General features: G+C 67.8%; 17 protein-coding genes. All 17 read left to right on the top strand.

The genetic code is table 11. The annotated features are described in order from the left end of the window. Nucleotides 1–49: 49 nt before the first annotated feature. The 17 genes from CDO87_RS17670 to CDO87_RS17590 all read left to right on the top strand — a co-directional run bounded on the left by CDO87_RS17670 (nt 50) and on the right by CDO87_RS17590 (nt 22,427). Nucleotides 50–1,543: a DUF4153 domain-containing protein gene (locus tag CDO87_RS17670; protein WP_100929997.1), complete on the top strand. Its 1,494-nt coding sequence runs from the start codon at nt 50–52 to the stop codon at nt 1,541–1,543. Next, complete coding sequence (locus tag CDO87_RS17665) at nt 1,540–2,226, top strand: response regulator transcription factor (protein WP_100929996.1); 687 nt, start codon at nt 1,540–1,542, stop codon at nt 2,224–2,226. The genes CDO87_RS17670 and CDO87_RS17665 overlap by 4 nt, the downstream gene beginning before the upstream one ends. After that, complete coding sequence (locus CDO87_RS17660; RefSeq protein ID WP_100929995.1) at nt 2,223–3,182, top strand: sensor histidine kinase KdpD; 960 nt, start codon at nt 2,223–2,225, stop codon at nt 3,180–3,182. Before CDO87_RS17665 ends, CDO87_RS17660 begins: the two co-directional genes overlap by 4 nt. A gap of 197 nt (nt 3,183–3,379) precedes the next feature. Further along, a complete protein-coding gene (locus tag CDO87_RS17655; protein WP_100929994.1) occupies nt 3,380–4,639 on the top strand; it encodes an imelysin family protein in 1,260 nt (419 codons plus the stop codon). Between the two features lie 161 nt (nt 4,640–4,800). Continuing rightward, nucleotides 4,801–6,303, top strand: coding sequence for a di-heme oxidoredictase family protein (locus tag CDO87_RS17650; RefSeq protein ID WP_100929993.1), 1,503 nt, complete (start codon nt 4,801–4,803; stop codon nt 6,301–6,303). Beyond that, entirely contained in the window at nt 6,303–7,316 is a 1,014-nt protein-coding gene (locus CDO87_RS17645) for an imelysin family protein (protein ID WP_100929992.1), read from the top strand. The genes CDO87_RS17650 and CDO87_RS17645 overlap by 1 nt, the downstream gene beginning before the upstream one ends. A 3-nt stretch (nt 7,317–7,319) precedes the next feature. After that, nucleotides 7,320–8,411, top strand: coding sequence for a DUF1513 domain-containing protein (locus CDO87_RS17640; protein WP_100929991.1), 1,092 nt, complete (start codon nt 7,320–7,322; stop codon nt 8,409–8,411). 89 nt (nt 8,412–8,500) lie between these two features. Continuing rightward, on the top strand, nt 8,501–9,085 hold the full coding sequence (locus CDO87_RS17635) for an ANTAR domain-containing response regulator (RefSeq protein WP_100929990.1): 585 nt from the start codon (nt 8,501–8,503) through the stop codon (nt 9,083–9,085). Further along, entirely contained in the window at nt 9,082–10,254 is a 1,173-nt protein-coding gene (locus tag CDO87_RS17630) for an ABC transporter substrate-binding protein (RefSeq protein WP_100929989.1), read from the top strand. Before CDO87_RS17635 ends, CDO87_RS17630 begins: the two co-directional genes overlap by 4 nt. 288 nt (nt 10,255–10,542) lie before the next feature. After that, nucleotides 10,543–11,907, top strand: coding sequence for a CmpA/NrtA family ABC transporter substrate-binding protein (locus CDO87_RS17625; RefSeq protein ID WP_100929988.1), 1,365 nt, complete (start codon nt 10,543–10,545; stop codon nt 11,905–11,907). A gap of 199 nt (nt 11,908–12,106) precedes the next feature. After that, nucleotides 12,107–13,189, top strand: coding sequence for an ABC transporter permease (locus tag CDO87_RS17620; RefSeq protein WP_100929987.1), 1,083 nt, complete (start codon nt 12,107–12,109; stop codon nt 13,187–13,189). Between the two features lie 5 nt (nt 13,190–13,194). Continuing rightward, entirely contained in the window at nt 13,195–14,892 is a 1,698-nt protein-coding gene (locus CDO87_RS17615) for an ABC transporter ATP-binding protein (RefSeq protein ID WP_100931019.1), read from the top strand. A 102-nt stretch (nt 14,893–14,994) separates the two neighbouring features. After that, complete coding sequence (locus CDO87_RS17610; RefSeq protein ID WP_100929986.1) at nt 14,995–15,933, top strand: GAF domain-containing protein; 939 nt, start codon at nt 14,995–14,997, stop codon at nt 15,931–15,933. Between the two features lie 14 nt (nt 15,934–15,947). Continuing rightward, a complete protein-coding gene (nirB, locus tag CDO87_RS17605; RefSeq protein WP_100929985.1) occupies nt 15,948–18,383 on the top strand; it encodes a nitrite reductase large subunit NirB in 2,436 nt (811 codons plus the stop codon). Nucleotides 18,384–18,484: 101 nt separating this feature from the next. After that, nucleotides 18,485–18,817: a nitrite reductase small subunit NirD gene (gene nirD, locus CDO87_RS17600; protein ID WP_100931018.1), complete on the top strand. Its 333-nt coding sequence runs from the start codon at nt 18,485–18,487 to the stop codon at nt 18,815–18,817. Further along, on the top strand, nt 18,814–21,471 hold the full coding sequence (locus tag CDO87_RS17595) for a nitrate reductase (RefSeq protein WP_100929984.1): 2,658 nt from the start codon (nt 18,814–18,816) through the stop codon (nt 21,469–21,471). The genes nirD and CDO87_RS17595 overlap by 4 nt, the downstream gene beginning before the upstream one ends. Beyond that, nucleotides 21,468–22,427, top strand: a complete 960-nt coding sequence (locus CDO87_RS17590; protein ID WP_100929983.1) for a glycosyl transferase family protein — start codon at nt 21,468–21,470, stop codon at nt 22,425–22,427. Before CDO87_RS17595 ends, CDO87_RS17590 begins: the two co-directional genes overlap by 4 nt. Nucleotides 22,428–22,459: the final 32 nt, after the last annotated feature.

The following is a 22,459-nucleotide window of genomic DNA, read 5'->3' as shown; positions in this document are numbered from 1 at the left end:
CACGCGCGGCACGCCAGCCTGCGCCAAAGGCTCAACGAAGGAGACACACATGGGACAGGAGTTCGCGCGCGGCGTGCCGCAGGTACTGGCGATGGACGGATGGTGGCTGGATGGCGACGGCGGTGATGGCGAAGCAACCCCCTCGGACACGCGCCGGGGTGCGGCGATACGCTTCGGAGGTCTGGCGTTCCTCGTGCTGCTCGCGGACCTCTTGTTCTGGCACCGCACCCCGGGCATATCCCTCGCGCTTTTCGCCGTAGCGATCTTCGCCGTCGCCACATGGGACGGGAGGCCGACGGCGCGGCTGGTGCGCCCGGCCCTGCTGCTGGTCTTGGGCGCCCTGCCTGTGGTCGAATACGTGCAAGCCCTGTCGGTGGGCTTCCTCCTTGCCGGCCTCGCCGCAAGCCTCGTCTGGGCGTGCGTCCGGCCAGAAGACCCCTGGCTGGCCACGGGCCTCGCCTGGCTGGCACGCCTGCCAGGCGCATGGGCGGCCCCCCTCAACCCGGACCGCTGGGGCCACGCCTTCCGGGCGCTTCGCCGCGCACCCGAAACCGGCGCGTTGAGGCGCCTGGCCGCCGGTTGGGCCTTTCCGGTCGGCGGCGCATTGGTCTTCGCCGGGCTGCTCGTCGGGGCGAACCCCGTGCTCGGCCAGGCCCTCGACCTGCGCCCCGACGTCTTCACGCTTTTGCAACGCGGCCTGTTCTGGGCGGGCATCGCCCTGCTGGTCTGGCCCCTGCTCGACCGGAGCCTGCCGCGCCCGGTCGCCCTTCCGCAAACACTGCCCACGGCCGGCCCGCGCTTCGGCCTGACCCGCACATCTGTGCTGCGGGCACTGGTCATGTTCAACGCTCTGATCGCGGTTCAGACCGTGATGGACGCGGCGATCCTGCTGGGCGGCGCGGCCTTGCCCGAAGGCATGAACTACGCCGAATACGCCCATCGCGGCGCCTACCCGCTCTTGGCCACAGCCCTGCTTGCCGGGGCCTTCGCGCTGGCCGCGCGTCCTTTCCTCGGCGAGCATCGGGCGATCCGGCCGCTCCTCCTCTTGTGGCTGGTGCAGAACGTGGTGCTCTGTGGCGCCGCCATGCTGCGGCTGGAGCTTTACATCGCGGCCTACGGGCTGACCTACCTGCGCGTGCATGCGATGATCTGGATGGGACTCGTCGCGCTGATGCTGGCCCTCGCCGTTTGGCAGGTCCTGCGGGCTCACCGCAACCGCTGGCTCCTGATGCGCGGCGCGCTGCTGGGTCTCGCCACGCTCTACGCCACCGCCTTTGTGAACGTCGCCGAGAAAATCGCCGACGGAAACTTGTCCGCCCCGGCCACCCGTCAGACCGATTTCGCCTACGTCTGCAGCCTCGGCCCGATGGCGCAGGACGCCTATGCCCGGGCCGTCGCCCAAAGGCCCTATCTCGAAGGCGTGCTCGTCCGACACGGCTGCGCCCTGACCGAGCCACGGATCGCGCACTGGCAGGAATGGGGGTTCCGCAAGGCGCGCGTCGGCGGATATGGTCCCGCCGAAGCGGAGCCCACGACCCGATGAAGATCCTGATTGTCGACGACGACCCCAGCCTGCGCGACCTCCTGCGCCTTGCACTCGAACGCGCCGGGCACACGGTGATCTGCGCCGCCGACGGCGCGCTCGCCCTGACCCATGCCGGGCGCGAGACACCCGACCTGATCGTGCTGGACATCGGCCTGCCGGAAATGGACGGCTTCGAGGTCTGCCGCCGCCTGCGCGCCCGTTCCGACGTGCCGGTGCTGTTCCTCACCGCGCGCGACGACGAGGTCGACCGCATCGTCGGGCTGGAGATGGGCGCCGACGACTACGTCACGAAGCCCTTCAGCCCGCGCGAGGTCGTGGCCCGCGTCGCCGCGATCCTCAGGCGCTACGGCACGCCCGCCCGCGACGACACCCGCAGCCACGGCGCCATCACGCTCGACCGGGAAGCCCGCCTCTGCCGCGCCGCCGGGCAGCCGGTGGCACTTACGGGGACGGAGTTCCAGATGCTCGACACGCTGATCGCCGCGCCCGGACGGCTCTTCACCCGTGCCGAGTTGGCCTCCGCCGTCTGGGGCGCGGGCGCGCAGCAATCGGACCGTACGATGGACAGCCACCTGCGCAACCTGCGCCGCAAGCTGGCCGACGCCGGCGTCCCTGACGCCATCGAGACGGTGCACGCCCAGGGGATGCGCCTCGGCCCCTGCACGGCAGACGCCGCGTGACCCGCCGCTGGCGCCCCTCGCTGGGGCTGGTGCTGGGTGGCGCACTGGCCGGGACCCTCGCGCTCTCGCTGAGTGGGCTGGTGGTCTTCCGCTACCTCGGCCCGGCGATCGGCTACCGCGAGGCAGCCGTGCTGCTCGGATCGCTGATCGCGGCGGTGACGGCGGTCGTGGGCTGGCTGCTCGTCCGCCTGCTGCTGCGCCCGATCCATGCGCTCGAAGCCTACGCCATGGCGGAAGGCACGGCAGAGGTCCCGCGCCACTACGGCACCCGCGAACTCCACGCCACCGCCCAGCGGGTCATCGCAATGACAGAGGCGCTGCGCGACCGCGAAGCCACGGTCCGCGCCTACACCGACCACGTCACGCACGAGATGAAGACACCGGTCTCCGCGATCCGCGCGGCGGTGGAACTGATGCAGGACACCGCGGCCCTCTCCGACGAGGAACAGCAACTTCTGACAAGGATCGACACCGCCCGCCAGCAGATCGAGACCCGGCTGTCGGCCCTGCGCCGCGCGGCGCGGGCGCGCGAGGTCCGCTATCTCGGCAGCACCACGCTGGAACGGCTGGCGCCCGATCTGACCGCCGCACACCCCGGCCTGCAGATCGACCTCGACGGGCAGCGCGTTGCCCTGCCGATGGGCCGCGAAGGTGTGTTGGTGGTCCTCGCACAGATGCTGAACAACGCCGCGGAGCACGGCGCGACGAGGGTCGCCGTCGTCGCCAGCCAATCCGACGACCAGCCCACGCTCGAGGTGCACGACAATGGCACCGGCATCTCCGGCGGCAACGCCGCGCGCATCTTCGACCCCTTTTTCACGACCCGCCGCGATGCCGGCGGAACGGGCATGGGCCTCGCCGTCGCAGCCAACATCCTCGCCGCGCACCGCGGCGACATCGCCCTCGTGCCGTCTGCCACCGGCGCCCGTTTCCGCATTACCTGGACCACCCACTGATCCGCGAAGGGCCTCCCCTTCACCTTGGTGCAAATACCTCCTTGGGTGCGGGTTAGCCCCCCACGGACCGACGGGCAGACACCCCTCACGGCAAACACGCCCTTAGCAATCCATATGCCGAGTCATTTCGTCAGGATTGACATTTCCGACTCAAACGCTCAGGAAGAGTCCAAGACACGACAGATGGAGGGACACCCATGAAGACCTTGATGACCACCGCCGCCGCGATGTCGCTTTGCGCTGCACCGCTCTTTGCCGCCGATAGCGCCGAGGTGCTGGACACCTATGCCGACATCGCGCAGGCGGGATACGAGGACAGCCTGACCACCGCGAAGGCCCTGCAGGAGGCCGTCGATGCGCTGATCGCCGATCCCTCGCAGGAAACGCTCGACGCCGCCCGCGAGGCATGGCTCGCCGCGCGTGTTCCCTACCAGCAGACCGAGGTCTTCCGCTTCGGCAACGCCATCGTGGACGACTGGGAAGGCAAGGTAAATGCCTGGCCGCTGGACGAAGGGCTGATTGATTATGTCGACGCCACCTATGGCGGGCCGTCCGACGAGAACCAGTTCGCCGGTCTGAACGTCATCGCGACCCCGACCTTCACGCTTTCCGGCGAAGAGGTCGATGCTTCCGAGATCACGCCCGACCTGATCTCCGGCACGCTGCACGAGGCCGACGGGGTGGAGGCGAACGTGGCCTCCGGCTATCATGCAATCGAGTTCCTGCTCTGGGGTCAGGACCTCAACGGGACCGAGGCCGGTGCCGGTGACCGGCTCTATACCGACTACGCCTCGGGCGACGAGTGCACCAACGGCAACTGCGACCGCCGCGCCGAGTACCTCCAGGCCGCGACCGAGCTTCTGGTCAGCGACCTCGAATGGATGGCCGCACAATGGCAGGACGGCGGCGCCGCCCGCGATGCGCTGATGGAAGACGAGGACGCCGGGATCGTGGCGATGCTGACCGGCATGGGGTCGCTGTCCTACGGCGAACAGGCGGGCGAACGGATGCGTCTCGGCCTGATGCTGAACGACCCGGAGGAAGAGCACGACTGCTTCTCCGACAACACGCACAACTCGCACTTCTACGACGGCAAGGGCGTGCAGAACGTCTATCTCGGCAGCTACACGCGGGTCGACGGCACCGAGGTGACCGGCCCCTCGCTGAGCGACATGGTGGCCGAGGCAGACCCCGCCCTCGACGAGGAAATGAAGGCCAAGCTGGACACAACCATGGACAAGCTGGGCGCCATCGTCGCGGCGGCCGAGGACGGCTTCTCCTACGACATGATGCTGGAACGCGGCAATACCGAGGGCGAGGCGCTGATCATGGGCGGCGTCGAGGCCCTGGTCGACCAGACCCGCAGCATCGAACGCGTCGTCTCTGCCCTGTCGGTGGACGGCATCGAGTTCGAAGGCTCCGACAGCCTCGACAATCCTTCGGCCGTCTTCCAGTAAGACGCCGAAGCTTGTGCCGGTCCGGAATGGGTGCCGGATCGGTACGGGATACCCCCCGGCCCGCCCTTGCTGCGGGCCGGGGACCAGAGCCAGGGCCCGACTGCGCGGCCCAGCCAGCGGAGAAGACGGGCATGAAAAGAAGCGGGTCGATGTCAGGGTGGATGGCCACGGTCGCGTTGGTCGGACTGACAAGCGCAGCAGCGGCACAGGACCTTTCGGACGTTCACCTTCATGTGGTGCCGCGCACCGAAGCCGAGCGTGACCGCATTGCAGGCGCCACGGCCGCACCCCAGCAGTTCCAGACTCCGCAGACCTTCGAAGCCAACCCCGGCGGCGCGGCGACGGTCCGCGCCATGACCACGGCGGACGCCTTCTCGCAGCCATCCGGCAACATCTCCTTCGAGCGCGAACTGGATTTCAAGGTCGGCAACGGGTTGTTCAAGAAGGTCTGGGTATCCGCCCCTTCCTCCACCCTCGCCTCCGACGGGCTTGGCCCGCTTTACAACGCCCGGTCCTGCCAGCGCTGTCACCTGAAAGACGGCCGCGGGCATCCGCCCGAAGGACCCGAGGACACAGCCGTGTCGATGTTCCTGCGCGTCTCGGTGCCGGGCACCGACGAAGACGTCTTTGAAGAGATTGCCGAATACCTGCCGACCAAGGCCGACCCGGTTTACGGCCTGCAACTTCAGGACTTTGCCCTGCCCGGCCACGCCGCGGAATACCGGCTCGACATCACCTACGAAGAGGAAGAGGTCCAGCTCTCCGGGGGCGAAGTCGCGTCGCTGCGGGTACCGACCTACCGCGCCGCCGATCTGGGCTACGGCCCGCTGGCAAAGGGCGCGATGCTCTCGCCGCGCGTGGCGCCGCAGATGATCGGCCTTGGCCTGCTGGAAGCGATCCCGGCGGAGGACATCCTTGCCAACGCCGATCCCGATGACAGCGACGGCGACGGCATTTCCGGCCGGGCGCAGATCGTCTGGTCGGCGGAATACAACCAGCCCATGCTTGGCCGTTTCGGGCTGAAGGCGGGCGCGCCCACGATCCGGGAACAGTCGGCCGCCGCCTTCGCGGGGGACATCGGCATTTCCAACCCGCTGTTCGATGCGGGTGCCGGCGAATGCACCGAAGCGCAGGTCGATTGCCTGGCCGCCGCCCACGGCGACACGGACGAACGCGGGTTCGAGATCGACGCCGAAGGCCTGGACCTCGTGGCCTTCTACAGCCGCAACCTTGGCGTGCCCGCCCGGCGTGGCGAAGGCGAACCGGAGGTGCTGCGCGGCAAGCAGGTGTTCTTCGAAACCGGCTGCAACAAGTGCCACACGCCCACTTTCGTGACGCACCGCCTGGAGGACCGGCCCGAACAGTCGTTCCAACTCATCTGGCCGTTCACCGACATGCTGCTGCACGACATGGGACCGGGGCTCGCCGACAACCGGCCAGAAGCACGCGCCAGCGGACAGGAATGGCGCACCGCGCCGCTCTGGGGGATCGGTTTGACCGAACAGGTCTCCGGGCATACCTACTTCCTGCATGACGGGCGGGCGCGCTCCCTTCTCGAAGCGGTGCTGTGGCATGGCGGAGAGGCGCAGGCGCAGCGCGACTCGGTCGCGAACATGCCGCCGCCGGACCGCGCCGCCCTGCTGACATACCTGGAGAGCCTGTGATGCCCCTTCGTCCCGCCCTGTCTGCCCTGTTCTGCCTCTGCGCGGGTGCGGCGCTGGCCAACCCCGCCCCGTCCGAGATAGTCGCGACCGAGGTCATCCCCGGCTTCGAACAATTGGCGGAAAAAGCCGACGCGCTCGAAACCGTTGCCCGGACGGACTGCGCCCCGGACAGCACCGCGCTGCGCGACGCTTGGGCAGACACCTTCGACGCATGGGTCCGGGTCAGCCACCTGCGCCTCGGCCCGACCGAAACCGGCGACCGGGCCTTCGCGCTGGCGTTCTGGCCCGACACCCGCGGCTTCACCCCGAAAACGCTTGCCACGCTCATCGCGGATGAGGACCCCGCCGTGGAGACGGCGGAGACCTTCACACATGTGTCGATCGCCGCGCGGGGCTTCTACGCGATGGAGTTCCTGCTGTTCGATCCGCAGTTCACCGACGCGGGCGACTACGGCTGCGCCCTGATACAGGCGGTGACGCGCGACATCTCCGACATCTCCGACGCCATCCTCGAGGATTGGCGAACCGATTTCTCCGACGCCTTCACGGAGGCAGAGATCGGTCCGGACGGGCGGTACCGCACGAACGACGAGGCCTTGCAGGCGCTTTACACCACGCTGACCAGCGGGTTGCAGTTCACCTCCGACACGCGGCTGGGCCGCCCGCTCGGTACTTTCGAGCGTCCCCGCCCCACGCGGGCAGAGGCCTACCGCTCCGAACGCTCGCTGCGCCATGTCCGCCTGTCGCTGGAGGCGACAGAAGATCTGGCGCTGGCACTGGCGCAGGACGCGCCCGAAAAGGTCCGCGCCGGGATCACCGACGCCTACGATGCGGCCTTTGCCGAGGTCGAGGCACAGGAAAGCCCGGTCTTCGCTGGCGTCGACACGCCCATGGGCCGGTTCAAGGTGGAAGTCCTGCAGCAGAAGATCGACACGATCCGCTATGTCATCGCGTCGGAGCTGGGCCCTGAACTGGGCCTTGCCGCCGGCTTCAATTCCCAGGACGGAGACTGATCCATGCTTTCACGCCGGGGCATGTTGGGAGGTCTGGCCGCCGCGGGCTTATGGCCGATGCGCAGCTGGGCCGATGTGGGCGGTCCCGCCTACCTGGCTGCCGCCCAGACGCCCGGCGGGTCCTACGCGCTGCACGGGGTCTCAGCCGGCGGTGACAGCCTGTTCGATGTGCCCCTTCCCGCGCGGGGCCATGCCGCCGCCGCCCACCCCGAACGCGCAGAGGCCGTGGCTTTCGCCCGCCGCCCCGGCACTTACGCCGTGGTTCTGGACTGCCTCACCGGCGAGGTGAAGGCCGAGCTGACGGCCCCTGCCGGGCGGCACTTCTACGGCCACGGCGCGTTTTCGGCGGACGGCGGGCTGCTGTTCACCACCGAGAACGATTTCGAGCACGCGGAAGGCATCATCGGCATCTGGGACGTCGCGGGCGGTTACCGCCGCCTCGGAGAGTTCCCGTCCGGCGGCACCGGGCCGCATGAGCTTCGCCTGATGCCCGATGGCAAGTCGCTGGTCATCGCCAATGGCGGGATCGAGACCCACCCGGACGCCGGGCGCGCCAAGCTGAATATCCCCTTCATGGCGCCGAACCTGACCTACACCACGCTCGACGGCACGGTGCAGGACGTGGTCGAGCCGCCCGCCACCGAGAACAAGAACTCCATGCGTCACCTCGCAGTCCATGCCGGCGGACAGGTTGCGCTGGCCTTGCAATGGCAGGGCGAACTGTCTGACGCCCCGGCCCTGCTGATGCTCCACCGGCGCAGCGAGGCACCGGTCTGGGCGCAGGCCCCCGAGCCGTCGCATGGCGCGATGCAGGGCTACGCGGGCAGCGTGTCGTTCAGCGGGGACGGCTCCTCCGTTGCGATCACCTCGCCCCGGGGCGGTCTTGTGCAGGTCTTCGACGCGGACAGCGGCGCCTTCCGGACGGAGGTCGCCCTGACGGATGTCTGCGGTCTGGCGCCGCTGGGCGACGGCTTTGTTGCATCGACCGGCACCGGCGGATTCCACGCGGTCGGAACCGACGCGACGGTTTTGCGCATGCACAAGGTCGCCTGGGACAACCACATCGTTCCCGTCGGACCCTCCCGCGCCGTCTGACGCCCATTTTGCAGGCATCTGCCGCGCGACGCGGCAGATAGCCGTGGCATGTACCTTGTGCAGCGCCGTGCGTTGGGCACAAAGGACGCATGAGTGATCGTCTGACCATCGTCGTCGTCGAGGCCGACCGGGACCGCGCAATCGCCATCGTCGATGCGCTGCAGGGCTCCGGCGACTTCGATGTGCATGTGATCGGCAACCCGTCATCGCTGGCCCGCCGCATCGCGGCACTGGCACCGGACGTGGTTCTGATCGACGTCGACAATCCCACGCGCGACATGCTCGAGGAACTGACGCTGGCCTCCGGCCCGCTGGAGCGCCCCGTGGCGATGTTCGTGTCGGGGGCTGCGGGCGGTCTGGCCCGCACCGCCATCGAGGCGGGCCTTTCGGCCTACGTGGTGGACGGATTGCAGCCCGAACGGCTGAAGCCGGTGCTCGACGCCGCCATCGCCCGCTTCCAGATGATGCACCGGATGCGCCGTGAACTGGTCGAGACGCGCCGCGCACTGGAGGAACGCAAGGTCATCGACCGCGCCAAGGGCCTGCTGATGAAGGCGCGCGGCCTGGGCGAGGAAGAGGCCTACGCCCTTCTGCGCAAGGCAGCGATGGACCAGGGGCGCCGGGTGGCGGAGGTGGCAGAGGCCATCGTGACAACGGCGGGGCTTCTGGGATGAAGATCGTGAACGTGCCGGTCGCCTACGTGCCGCTCGTGGATGCGGCGCCGCTGATCCTCGCCAACGAGATGGGCTTTGCCGATGCCGAGGGCATAGCACTCGACCTCGTGCGCGCGCCCTCGTGGTCGTCGGTCCGGGACATGCTGGCCTTTGGCCGGGTGGACGCGGCGCAGCTTCTGTCGCCGGTGCCGGTAGCCATGGCGCTGGGGCTGGGCGGGGTCCGTCAGGATATCTCGGCGGTTTCGGTCCTGTCGGTCAACGGCAACGTGATCGGCGTCAGCCGTGCGCTCGAAGACCGGATGCGGGCGCAGGGCTATGTCTTCGACTTCCGTGATCCCGCCGCCGCGGCGGAGGCTTTGGCGGGGGCCGTCGAAGGCAAGCTGGTCTTCGGCGTGCCCTTCCCCTTCTCCATGCACCGCTCGCTGCTGGACTACTGGATCGAGGCGACCGCGCTGGCGCCCATCGACTACGAAGTGCGCACTGTCCCGCCGCCCCTCATGGCGCAGGCCCTGGCCGACGGCGACGTGGATGCCTTCTGCGTGGGCGAACCCTGGGGGTCGCTCGCGGTGGAGGAAGGCACAGGCGCGCTCCTGCTGCCGGGTAGTGCCATCTGGGCCTTCGCGCCGGAGAAGGTGCTGGCAGTCCGGACCGACTGGGCAGAGACAGAGCCGCACCTGCTGGGGCGGCTCATGCGGGCCGTGTGGCAGGCGGGCCGCTGGCTTAAGGACCCGGAACACCGCATGTCCGCGTCCGAGATTCTGTCGCGCCCGGCCTACCTTGACCTGCCGTCCGAACTGATCGACCGCGCGCTGTCCGGTCGGCTGACGATCTCCGGCCACGGCGAACAGCGCGAAGTGCCCCATTTCATCGAGTTCCACGAAGGCGCCGCCACCTTCCCGTGGCGCAGCCAGGCAAAGTGGATCGGTCGCGGCCTCGCCCTGCGCAGCGGCCTCGACCTGGCGACGGCGGCGGCGGCTTCTGCCCGTGTGTTCCGCAGCGACATCTACCGCGCGCAGCTCAAGGACAGCGGCGCGGACCTGCCGGGAGCGTCCGAGAAGCTGGAGGGATCGATTCGCCACGAAACCGCCGTCGCGGCGCAGTCGGGACGCCTGACCCTGCTGCCGGACGCGTTCTTCGACGGACGCATTTTTGATCCTCTGGCCGAGTAGTGCCGCGAAAATCGGCACAAACATGCGCCGGAAGTGAATAATAAAAGCGTGGGCGCCGCGTCGCAGCAAAATCTCTTGATCGCAGCACGGCAGATCTGACAACTGAAAGGGCAAGGCCGCAATGGCGCGGGCTTGCACGAAATTCTCTCCCGATGATCGGGAAACCACCGAGCACCGCAGCTCACCTTCGGCCTCTCCTCCTCCCGAGGCCGGATGTGTCTGCGGTGTTTTTTTGTTTCTGCCCCGTGCCCTGGCGCGGATGACCCAACACAAAAGGGACGAAGCACAATGAAGACATTCCTCACAGCTCTCGCCGCCTCGACCGCGCTGGTCAGCCCGGCCTTCGCCGAACTGGACCTCGAAAAAGACGAACTGACCTTTGGCTTCATCAAGCTGACCGACATGGCGCCGCTCGCTGTCGCCTATGAACAGGGGTACTTCCTCGACGAGGGCCTGTTCGTGACGCTCGAAGCGCAGGCCAACTGGAAGGTCCTGCTGGACGGCGTCATCGGCGGGCAACTGGACGGCGCGCACATGCTGGCCGGTCAGCCGCTGGCGGCGACCATCGGCTACGGCACCGAGGCGCACATCATCACCCCCTTCTCGATGGACCTGAACGGCAACGGCATCACCGTGTCGAACGCCGTCTGGGACGAGATGAAGCCCAACATCCCGACCAACGCCGACGGCCTGCCGCAGCACCCGATCTCGGCGGAGGCGCTGGCCCCCGTGGTCGAGAAGTACAAGTCCGAGGGCAAGCCCTTCAACATGGGCATGGTGTTCCCGGTCTCCACCCACAACTACGAACTGCGCTACTGGCTGGCTGCCGGCGGCCTGCACCCGGGTTTCTACTCGCCCGAGAACATCACCGGCCAGATCGGCGCCGACGTGCTGCTGTCCGTGACGCCTCCGCCACAGATGCCCGCGACGCTCGAGGCCGGCACCATCTACGGCTACAGCGTGGGTGAGCCGTGGAACCAGGCCGCCGTCTTCAAGGGCATCGGCGTGCCGGTCATCACCGACTACGAACTGTGGAAGAACAACCCCGAGAAGGTCTTCGGCATCACCGCCGAGTTCGCCGAGGAAAACCCGAACACCACGCTTGCAGTGGTCAAGGCACTGATCCGCGCCGCCATTTGGCTGGACGAGAACGACAACGCCAACCGCATGGAAGCGGTCGAGATGCTGTCGAAGCCGGAATACGTCGGCGCCGACGCCGAGGTGATCGCGAACTCCATGACCGGCACCTTCGAGTACGAGAAGGGCGACAAGCGCGAGGTCCCCGACTTCAACGTGTTCTTCCGCTACAACGCCACCTACCCCTTCTACTCGGACGCGGTCTGGTACCTGACCCAGATGCGCCGCTGGGGCCAGATCGCCGAGGCGAAGCCCGACAGCTGGTACGACGAGGTGGCGAAGTCGGTCTACAAGCCGGAGATCTACCTCGAAGCGGCGCGCCTGCTGGTCGACGAGGGTCTCGCCAACGAGGAAGACTTCCCCTGGGACACCGACGGCTACAAGGCGCCGACCCCGGCCGAGGATATCATCGACGGTATCACCTATGACGGCAAAGCGCCCAACGCCTACCTCGAAAGCCTGCCGATTGGGCTGAAGGGCGAGCAGACCGTCGTCGGGACCGAGGTCAAGGGTTGATCTGACGCCCCTGCGCCCGTGCGATGTACGGGCGCAGAACACCTCCCGCATTGGATGAGCCAAACCATGGCCTCCCCGGTGCGCCCTCCCTGAATGCCGACTTTCTCCGGATACGCGGAAACGGCCTTCCCGCCCTTTTCCGCAGCCAACCAAAGCACCGCGCGGCCGATTTGCCTGCGCGCAACGAGGACCCGAAAACATGACGACCGTCGATCCGAATTTCACCGATGACGCCGCCCGGGAAGCCCGGCGCGCCCGTCTGTTCACCCGCATCAACAAGGCCGACAAGTGGTTCCAGGTGCTTGGCCTGTCGTGGGTCACACCCGTCCTGAAGGCCGCAGCCGGCGACAACCCGCAGGCGCAGATGAAAGAGATCTGGCGGCTGCTGATCGTGCCGATCCTCGCCATCGTCGCCTTCCTCGCGCTGTGGGCAATGCTGGCGCCGCAGGTGCAGACCTCTCTGGGTGCCGTGCCGGGACCCGGACAGGTCTGGGAAGAGGCCGTCAACCTGCACGAGGACGCCATCGCCAAGGCCGAGAAGCAGGCGAAGTTCGAGACGATGGTGGAGAAGCGCAACCAGAAGTTCATCGAGGCGGGCGAGCCCGAGAAGGTCAAAGATGTCGCCTACACCGGCGCGCCGTCCTATTACCAGCAGATCTGGACCTCCATCCAGACGGTGTTCTTCGGCTTCGTGCTGGCGACGCTGGTCGCCGTGCCGCTGGGCATCCTTGCCGGTCTGTCGCCCACGGCCAATGCCGCGATCAACCCGCTGGTGCAGATCTTCAAGCCGGTCTCGCCGCTGGCCTGGCTGCCCATCGTGACGATGATCGTCTCCGCCGCCGCCGCGACCGATGGCGGGCTGTTCGCCAAGTCCTTCATCATCTCCGCCGTGACCGTGACGCTCTGTTCGCTCTGGCCGACGCTGATCAACACGAGCCTGGGCGTGGCGTCGATCGACAAGGACCTGGTGAACGTCTCCAAGGTCCTGAAGATGAACACCTGGACCAAGATCACCAAGCTGGTCCTGCCCTCTGCCCTGCCGCTGATCTTCACCGGTCTGCGCCTGTCGCTCGGTGTGGGCTGGATGGTTCTGATCGCCGCCGAAATGCTGGCCCAGAACCCCGGCCTTGGAAAGTTCGTTTGGGATGAGTTCCAGAACGGGTCTTCGTCCTCGCTCGCCAAGATCATGGTCGCGGTCTTCACGATCGGCATCATCGGCTTCCTGCTGGATCGCGTGATGTACGCCCTGCAGTCCCTCTTCACCTTCACGAACCAGCGGTGATCGACATGGGTATCCTAGAGTTCAAGAACGTCTCCAAGAGCTACGGCCAGGGCACCGCCGCAACGCATGTCCTGAACGGCATCGACCTGAAGGTGGAAGAAGGCGAATTCCTGGTCCTGCTGGGCTTCTCCGGCTCCGGCAAGACAACGCTGATCAACCTGATGGCCGGCCTGCAAAAGCCCACGAAGGGCGAGGTCACCTTCAAGGGCAAGCCGGTCGATGGCCCCGGCCCCGAGCGCGGCGTTATCTTCCAGAGCTATTCGCTGATGCCGTGGCTTACGGTGGAGGGCAACGTGCGGCTGGCGCTCGACAGCGTCTTCCCGTCGATGCCCAAGGCCGAGAAGGCGCAGAAGGCCGCGCATTACATCAAGATGGTGGGCCTGTCGCACGCCGTCAGCCGCCGCCCGGCGGAACTGTCAGGCGGGATGCGGCAGCGGGTGAACGTGGCGCGTGCGCTGGCGATGAACCCCGAAGTGCTGCTGCTGGACGAACCGCTCTCGGCTTTGGACGCCCTGACCCGCGCCAACCTCGCCGACGAGATCGAGGCGATCTGGCAGCAGGAAAAGCAGACCTGCGTCCTGATCACCAACGATGTGGACGAAGCGATCCTGCTGGCCGACCGGATCATCGCGCTGAACCCCGACGGCACCTTGGGCGAGGAGTTCAAGGTCGACATCCCGCGTCCGCGCGACCGGGGCGAGATGAACCACCACGACGGCTTCAAGGCGCTGCGCCTTGCCGTCACCAACTACCTGATGGACGTGGGCATCGAGGCGAAGACCGAAGGCACCCGCATCCTGCCGAACGTCACGCCGATCCACTCGGTCCCGGCGGCGGTCAAGGAAGCGGCGGCTTCGGGCATCGAGGAGCGTTACCTGGACTTCTCGCAGCTTCACAAGATCTACCCCACGCCCAAGGGACCGCTGACCGTGGTGGAGGACTTCAATCTGAAGCTCAACAAGGGTGAGTTCGTCTCGCTCATCGGGCACTCGGGCTGTGGCAAGTCCACGGTGCTGACCATGGCGGCCGGCCTCAACTCCATCTCGAAGGGGGTCATCAAGCTGGACGGCTACGAGGTGCGCGGCGCCGATCCGGAACGCGCCGTGGTCTTCCAGTCGCCCAACCTCTTCCCCTGGCTGACCGCGCGCGAAAACTGCGCCATCGGCGTCGACAAGGTCTATCCCAAGGCGTCGCAGGCCGAACGGCAGGACGTGGTGGAATACTACCTCGAACGCGTGGGGCTGGGCGACGCCATGGACCGCTCCACCGCCGACATGTCGAACGGCATGAAGCAGCGGGTCGGCATCGCGCGGGCCTTTGCCCTCTCGCCCAAGCTGCTGCTGCTGGATGAGCCCTTCGGGATGCTCGACAGTCTCACCCGCTGGGAACTGCAGGAAGTGCTGATGGAGGTCTGGGACCGCACGAAGGTCACCGCCGTCTGCGTCACGCACGACGTTGACGAGGCAATCCTGCTGGCCGACCGCGTGGTCATGATGACCAACGGGCCGCAGGCGACCATCGGCAAGATCGTGGACGTGGACCTGCCGCGGCCGCGCACCCGCAAGGCGCTGCTGGAGCACCCGGACTACTACCTCTACCGCGAGCAGGTGCTGAATTTCCTCGAGGAATACGAGCACGGCAAGCAGGGCAAGTCCGAAGCGAAATCCGAGGAAAAGCCGGAAAAGAACCGGGAGGCCGCCTGAAAGGGCCGCCCGCCCCGGGCCGGACGTGACGGCCCGGGGAGATCCTGAACCGACAGAACAGCACGGCCCCGCGCGGGCCGGAACCGGAAAGGAGCCGGTCACATGGACACCATCGTGGAAGCAGACGTCAAACCGTTCATACAGGTCACCGAGGTCTGGGTGCCGAAGGACGGCACCCTCGAACTGGCGGCGGGCAGCTACGGCGACCTCGCGGCCTTCGAGGAGGCCTCCCGCCGGACCAGCTTTGCCGAGGGCGAAGGCCTGCCCGGCAAGGCATGGGCCGAGAAACGCCCGGTCGTGCTGAAAGGCTTCGACGGGTCGTATTTCAAGCGCATCGAACCGGCGGCCGAAGCTGGCCTAACCACCGCCGTGGCGATCCCGGTCTTCGCCGGGACAGAGCTGAAGGCCGTTCTGGTCGTGCTGTGCGGGGACGATGAGAACCGCACCGGCGCCATCGAGATATGGGCAGAGCAGGACGGCCTGCTGATGCTCGACGACGGCTACTACGGAGCCGCCAAGCACTTCGAGTGGGTGTCGCAGCACACGCATTTCCCCAAGGGCCAGGGCCTGCCGGGGGGGGTGTGGTCGGCACAGGCGCCGATGCTGTTGCGCGACCTGGGCTCGGGCTACCGCTTCATCCGTGCAGACAGCGCGGGCAAGGCGGGCCTGACCACGGGCCTCGGGCTGCCGATCTCGGTTCCCGGCGGCGTGACCTACGTGCTGACGCTGCTGTCCGCCCGCGGCACGCCCATCGCCCACCGATTCGAGATGTGGGACGCCCGCGCCGAACGTGTGGGGGCCGAACCCTCCGCGGTTCTGGCGGACGGCATCTGCGCCCGGGAAGGCGCGCTCTGGACCGGCGAGGCCGAGCCCGAGAAGCGGGTCAAGGCGTGGCACGGGCTGATCGGGCGTGCACTGGGGACCGGCGTGCCGGTCGTCGAAAGCGGCACCCCCGCCCTGACTGCGGGCTATGACACCATGGTTGCCCTGCCGATCCACAAGGACGGCAAGGTCAGCCACGTCGTCGCCTGGTACGTGTAAGAGAGGTAAGCGAGATGACACGGAAACTGGTCGTCATCGGGGCCGGCATGGCCTCGGGCCGGGCGCTGGAGCACCTGCTGGACGCAGCCCCCGGCGCATTCGAGATCACGCTGTTCAACGCCGAACCGCGTGGCAACTACAACCGCATCATGCTGTCGCCCGTGCTGTCGGGCGAGAAGAGCTTCGAGGAAATCGTCACCCATGACGACGACTGGTACGCCACCAACAAGGTGCGCTGCCGGTTCGGCGAGAAGGTCCTGAAGGTGGATCGCGACCGCAAGGTCGTCGTCGGTGAGAAGGGCGAAGTGCCCTATGACACGCTGATCTTCGGCACCGGGTCCTCGCCGTTCATCATCCCCTTGCCCGGGCACGACCTGCCCGGCGTGGTCGCCTACCGCGATCTCGAAGACACCAACGCAATGATCGAGGCTTCCGCCAGACCCGGCGCAAAGGCCGTGGTCATCGGTGGCGGTCTGCTGGGGCTTGAAGCGGCGGCGGGCCTGCGCCTGCGCGGGATGGAGGTGACAGTCCTGCACATCGCCTCCCACCTGATGGAACGTCAGCTCGACGCCTCTGCGGGCTACCTGCTGAAAAAGGACCTGGAAAAGCGTGGCATCAACGTGATCCTCGAAGCCTCCACGCAAGAGATCGAGGGCGACGGCAAGGTGGAGCGGGTGAACCTCGCCGATGGCACCGTGCTGGAGGCCGATATCGTCGTCATGGCGGTGGGCATCCGCCCGGCGGTGACGCTGGCCAAGGACTCCGGCCTCGACTGCGGACGGGCGATCAAGGTCGACGCGCAGATGCGCACCTCCGACCCGGACGTCTACGCCGTGGGCGAATGCGTGGAGTTCGAAGGCAACCTCTTCGGCCTCGTCGCACCGCTTTACGACCAGGCGAAGGTGCTGGCCGCAACGCTGACCGGTAACGACGCCACCTTCGCCATGAAGGAGCTGTCCACCAAGCTCAAGGTGACCGGCTGCGACCTCTTCAGCGCGGGCGACTTCGCCGAGGGCGAGGGCCGCGAAGACATCGTCTACCGCGACCCGGCCCGGGGCATCTACAAGCGTCTGGTGATCGAGGGCGACCGCCTGATCGGCGCGGTGATGTACGGCGACACGGGCGACGCAAACTGGTTCTTCGGCCTGATCAGGGACGGCACCGACGTGTCGGACATGCGCGACACGTTGATCTTCGGCCCGGCCTACCAGGGAGGCGGCTCCTCGGACCCTCTCTCAGCCGTTGCAGCCTTGCCGCTTGATGCGGAAATCTGTGGCTGCAACGGCGTTTGCAAGGGCACCATCGTCGACGCCATCGAAGGCGGCGCAACCGATCTGGGCGCCCTGCGCGCGGTGACGAAGGCGTCGGCCTCCTGCGGGACATGCACCGGACTGGTGGAACAACTGCTGGAAGTCTCGCTGGGCGACGCCTTCGAGAAGCCCGCTGCGCAGCCGATCTGCACCTGCTGCGACCTCAGCCACGAGGACGTGCGGCGGCTTATCAAGAGCCAGGAACTGAAATCGCAGGAAGCGGTCTGGCAGGAGCTGGGCTGGAAGACGGTCAACGGCTGCCACGTGTGCCGTCCGGCGGTGAACTTCTACCTGCTGGCGGACTGGCCGCTGGACTACCGCGACGATCCGCAGTCGCGCTTCGTCAACGAGCGCAACCACGCCAACATCCAGAAGGACGGCACCTATTCCGTCATGCCGCGGATGTGGGGCGGGATGACCACGCCGGAAGAACTGATCGCCATCGCCGAGGCCGCCAAGAAATACGACGCGGTGGTCAAGGTCACGGGCGGCCAGCGGATCGACTTGCTGGGCGTCAAGAAGGAGGACCTGCCCGCGATCTGGGCCGATCTGAACGGCGCCGGCATGGTCTCGGGTCACGCCTACACGAAGGGCCTCAGGACGGTGAAGACCTGCGTCGGCTCGGACTGGTGCCGGTTCGGCACGCAGGATTCCACCGGGCTGGGCATCAAGCTGGAAAAGCGGCTCTGGGGGTCGTGGACGCCGCACAAGGTCAAGCTGGGTGTCTCCGGCTGCCCGCGCAACTGCGCGGAGGCCACCTGCAAGGACGTGGGCATCATCTGCGTGGACAGCGGCTACCAGGTCGGCGTCGCGGGTGCGGCCGGCATGGACGTGAAAGAGACCGAACGCCTGGTCGACGTGACCTCCGAAGAGGCGGCGATCGAGTGGACCGTGGCCTTTGTCCAGCTTTACCGGGAAAACGCCAAGTACCTCGACCGGCCCTACAAGTGGGTCGCGAAGGTCGGGCTGGACTGGGTGAAGGAGGTTCTCTCCGACGCGGCGGAGCGCAGGGCGCTGGTCGAGCGCTTCGATCTATCCCAGTCGGTCTACCAGACCGATCCCTGGGCGGAACGCGCGGACCCGGAGGCGGCCCGGACCTTCCAGCCGCTGGCAGACCTGTCGCTGAAGGCGGCCGAATGAGGTGTGCGCTCCGGCCGTCGAGCCGGGGCGCCGGACTGGGATGACCCGGCTTGGCCGGGCGTGATGTGCCCGAGGGCACGCTGATCGAAAGGGGTCTGAACATGAGCTGGATCGATATCGGAGCGCTCGCGGACGTGCCGGTGCGCGGCGCGCGGCTGGTCAGGACGGCGGAAGGCTGCATCGCGGTCTTCCGCACCGACGAAACGACCGTCTTCGCGACGGCGGATGCCTGCCCGCACAAGGGCGGCCCGCTGTCGGAGGGCATCGTGCACGGCCAGAAGGTGACCTGCCCGCTGCACAACCGGGTCTTCGACCTGAACACAGGTGCGGCACAGGGGGCCGACAGCGAGCAGGTGGCAACCTACCCGCTGCGCGTCGAGGACGGCCGCATCCTGATGGACACCACCGCCCTCGCCCGGAGGACTGCCGCATGACGGCTGCCGCGCCTTTCCCGGAGGCCGAAGGCGTTGCCGCGGGTCAGGTGCGGTCCACCTGCCCTTATTGCGGTGTGGGCTGCGGCGTCCTGCTGTCGCCGGACGGCGCGGGCGGCGTCACGGTCAAGGGCGACCCGGACCACCCCGCCAACCTGGGGCGCTTGTGCTCCAAGGGATCGGCACTGGGCGAGACCGTGGGCCTCGGCCACCGGCTGATGAGGCCCCGGGTGAACGGTGCGGATGCCGGGTGGGACGAGGCGCTGCAACTCGTCGCTGACAGGTTCCGCGAGACGGTTGAGGCGCACGGCCCAGACAGCGTGGCCTTCTATGTCTCCGGCCAGTTGCTGTCCGAGGACTATTACGTCGCCAACAAGCTGATGAAAGGTTTCATCGGCTCGGCGAATATCGACACGAATTCAAGGCTCTGCATGGCGTCGACCGTGGCCGGGCACAAGCGCGCCTTCGGCACCGACACGGTTCCTCAGACCTACGAGGACATCGAGGAGGCAGACCTCGTCGTTCTGGTCGGCTCCAACCTCGCGTGGTGTCACCCGGTGCTCTACCAGCGCCTGATCGCGGCGCGGAAGGCCAAGGGCACCCGGCTGATCGTCATCGACCCGCGCCGCACGGCAAGCTGCGACGGCGCCGACCTGCACCTCAAGCTGGCGCCGGGCAGCGACGTGGCGCTGTTCAACCACCTCTTCGCCGCGCTCTACGAAAACGGCATGCTGGACGCGGCCTACCTGCCCAACACGTCCGGCTTCAACGCCACCCTTGCCTCTGCCGCGTCGGACGACGTGTCAGTGACCGGGCTGGACCCACGTGACATCGACCGCTTCTGCCGCATGTGGATGGGGACCGAGAAGGTCGTCACCATCTTCAGCCAGGGCGTGAACCAGTCGTCTTCGGGCACCGACAAGGTCAACGCGATCCTCAACTGCCACCTGGCCACCGGGCGGATCGGCAAGCTGGGCTGCGGTCCGCTGTCGGTGACGGGCCAGCCCAACGCCATGGGCGGCCGCGAGGTCGGCGGGCTTGCCAACATGCTGGCGTGCCACCTCGACCTGGAAAACTGCGACCACCGCGCCGCCGTCCGTGATTTCTGGGAGGCCCCGCAAGCGCCCGACACGCCCGGCCTGAAGGCCGTCGACATGTTCCGCGCCGTGGGCGACGGACGGATCAAGGCATTGTGGATCATTCACACCAACCCCGCCGTCTCCATGCCGGACGCCGACCGGGTCCGCGACGCCATCCGCGATTGCCCCATCACCGTGGTCAGCGACATAACCGCCGAGACGGACACCGCGCGGCTCGCCGACGTGATCCTGCCCGCCACCGCCTGGGCAGAGAAGGACGGCACCGTCACCAATTCCGATCGCACGATCTCTCGTCAGCGGGCGGTTCTGCCTGCCCCGGGCGAGGCGCGCCCGGACTGGGCCATCCTTGCCGAGGTCGGGCAGCGTATGGGCTGGCATGCCGCGTTCGACTACGACAGCCCGCTCGAGATCTTCCGCGAATACGCCACGCTCTCCGGGATCGCGGGCAGGTTCGGCAAGGACTTCGACATCTCCGGACTGTCCGAGATGGACGCAGAGGGCTATGACCAGATGACCCCGGTGCGCTGGCCGGTCAATGCCAGCCGCGAGGGCGGACGCTTTTTTGCGGATGGCCGCTTCTTCCACGCCGATGGCCGCGCGCGGCTGGTGCCGGTCACATGGCGCGCGCCCGGCGCACGGACGGAACCGCGCTATCCCTTCCGGCTGAACACCGGGCGCGTGCGGGACCAGTGGCACACCATGACGCGCACGGCCCTTTCGCCTCGCCTCGCCGCCCACCTGGCGGAGCCGTTCCTCGAAATCCATCCTGACGATGCGGGCGACCTCGGTCTCGGTAGCGCCGATCTGGTGGAGGTCCAGAGCCCGCACGGTCGGGCCATCCTGCGCGCCCGGCTCACCGACGCGGTCCTTCCCGGCCAGGTCTTCGCCCCGATGCACTGGACCGGTGAAACGGCGCCGGCAGCACGCATCGACGCGGTGGTCGCCCCGGTCGTGGACCCGGTCTCCGGCCAGCCGGAAAGCAAGGCATCGGTGGTGAAGGTCACGCGGATGAAGGCCGCCTGGTACGCCTTCGCCGTCTCCACCCGGCCCTTCAGCCCCACATCGGCCTACTGGGCGCGGTCCGTCACGCGGGCCGGGCACCGGGCGGAACTGGCAGGCCACACCGCGCCCGACGACTGGGAAGCGGAGGCGCGCCGCCTCTTCGGTCTGCCCGATGCAGAGGTCGCCGTCATGGCCGATCCGGGCCGCGGCACCGCGCGGCTGGCTTTCCGCGAAGGCGGCCGGCTGGTGGCGGCGATCTTCGTCTCGCCGGAGCCGGTCGCCGTGATGCGCGACTACGTGGCCACCCTGCCCGAGGTGCCCGACCTGAGCCTGCTCAGCGGGCGCGCCCCGGCGGACCGACCCGACCCCGGGCCGATCCTTTGTTCCTGCTTCGACGTGGGCGTGAACACGATCCTGCGCGGGATCGAGGAACAGGGCCTGATGAGCGTCGACGCCATCGGCGCGGCCTTGCAGGCGGGCACGAACTGTGGCTCCTGTCGTCCGGAACTGGCCACCCTCCTGGCGGCCGCAAGGTCGAAGGAAGCCGCCGAGTGAGCTTGTCCGAACACGTCAGGACATTGGGGCGCGGCCCCGGACGGTCCCGGTCCCTGACCGAGGACGAGGCGTTCGACGCCATGTCCCTGATGCTGCAGGGCGCGGAACCGCAGGCCGTGGGCGCCTGCCTGATGCTGATGCGGATGAAGGGCGAGACGGCGGAGGAGATCGCAGGCTTTGCCCGCGCCGCGCAGGAGGCGCTGCCGCCCCTGCCCCACACCGATCTCGACTGGCCATCCTACGCCGCGGGCCGGACGCGTGGGCTGCCGTGGTTCCTGCTGTCGGCGAAACTTCTGGCCGCCTCGGGCCGCCGGGTGATGCTGCATGGCTGGAACGGAGCGGACGGCGCGGTGCGCGACGGGCTGGAGACACTCGGGATCGCCGTGGCCCGCACACCGCAGGAGGCCGCCGTTGCACTGGATGAGGACTGCATCGTCTACCTGCCGCTCGAGGATCTGCACCCTGCCCTTTTCGCGCTTCTCGACCTGCGCCGCGTGTTCGGGTTGCGGTCCTGCGTGAACACGGTCTGCCGGATGCTCAACCCGGGCCGGGCCGGTGCCAGCGTTCAGGGTGTCTTCCATCCGCCCTACCGCCTGCTCCAGCAGGATGCGGCGGCCCTCATGGGCTGGCGGCAGATGACGGTCATCAAGGGCGGTGGCGGAGAATTCGAGCGCCACCCCGGCAAGGTCATCGAAGGCTTTGGCCTGCGCGACGGCCACCGCTGGGAGGAAGACCTGCCCGCGCTGGTCGACGACAGCCGCCGCCTCGCGGATCTGGACCTTCCGGCAAGCGCACTTCTGGATCTTTGGGACAACGACGAGGGGCCGGATTTTGCGCGGCAGATGGTGCTGGGCACCGCCGCGCTGGCACTCCGGACGCTGGGTGTCGATGACGCGGTCGATGCGCTCTGGTCCGACCGCCACACCCGCCCCGCCACGCCCCGCGGGACGGCTTAAGCCACACGCAATTAAGTCAAGGCCGACCTTAC

This window comes from Sagittula sp. P11 (genome assembly GCF_002814095.1).
Classification (GTDB): Bacteria; Pseudomonadota; Alphaproteobacteria; order Rhodobacterales; family Rhodobacteraceae; genus Sagittula.
The sequence above is the reverse complement of the archived record's forward strand: the minus strand, read 5'-3'. Positions and strand labels throughout refer to the sequence as shown.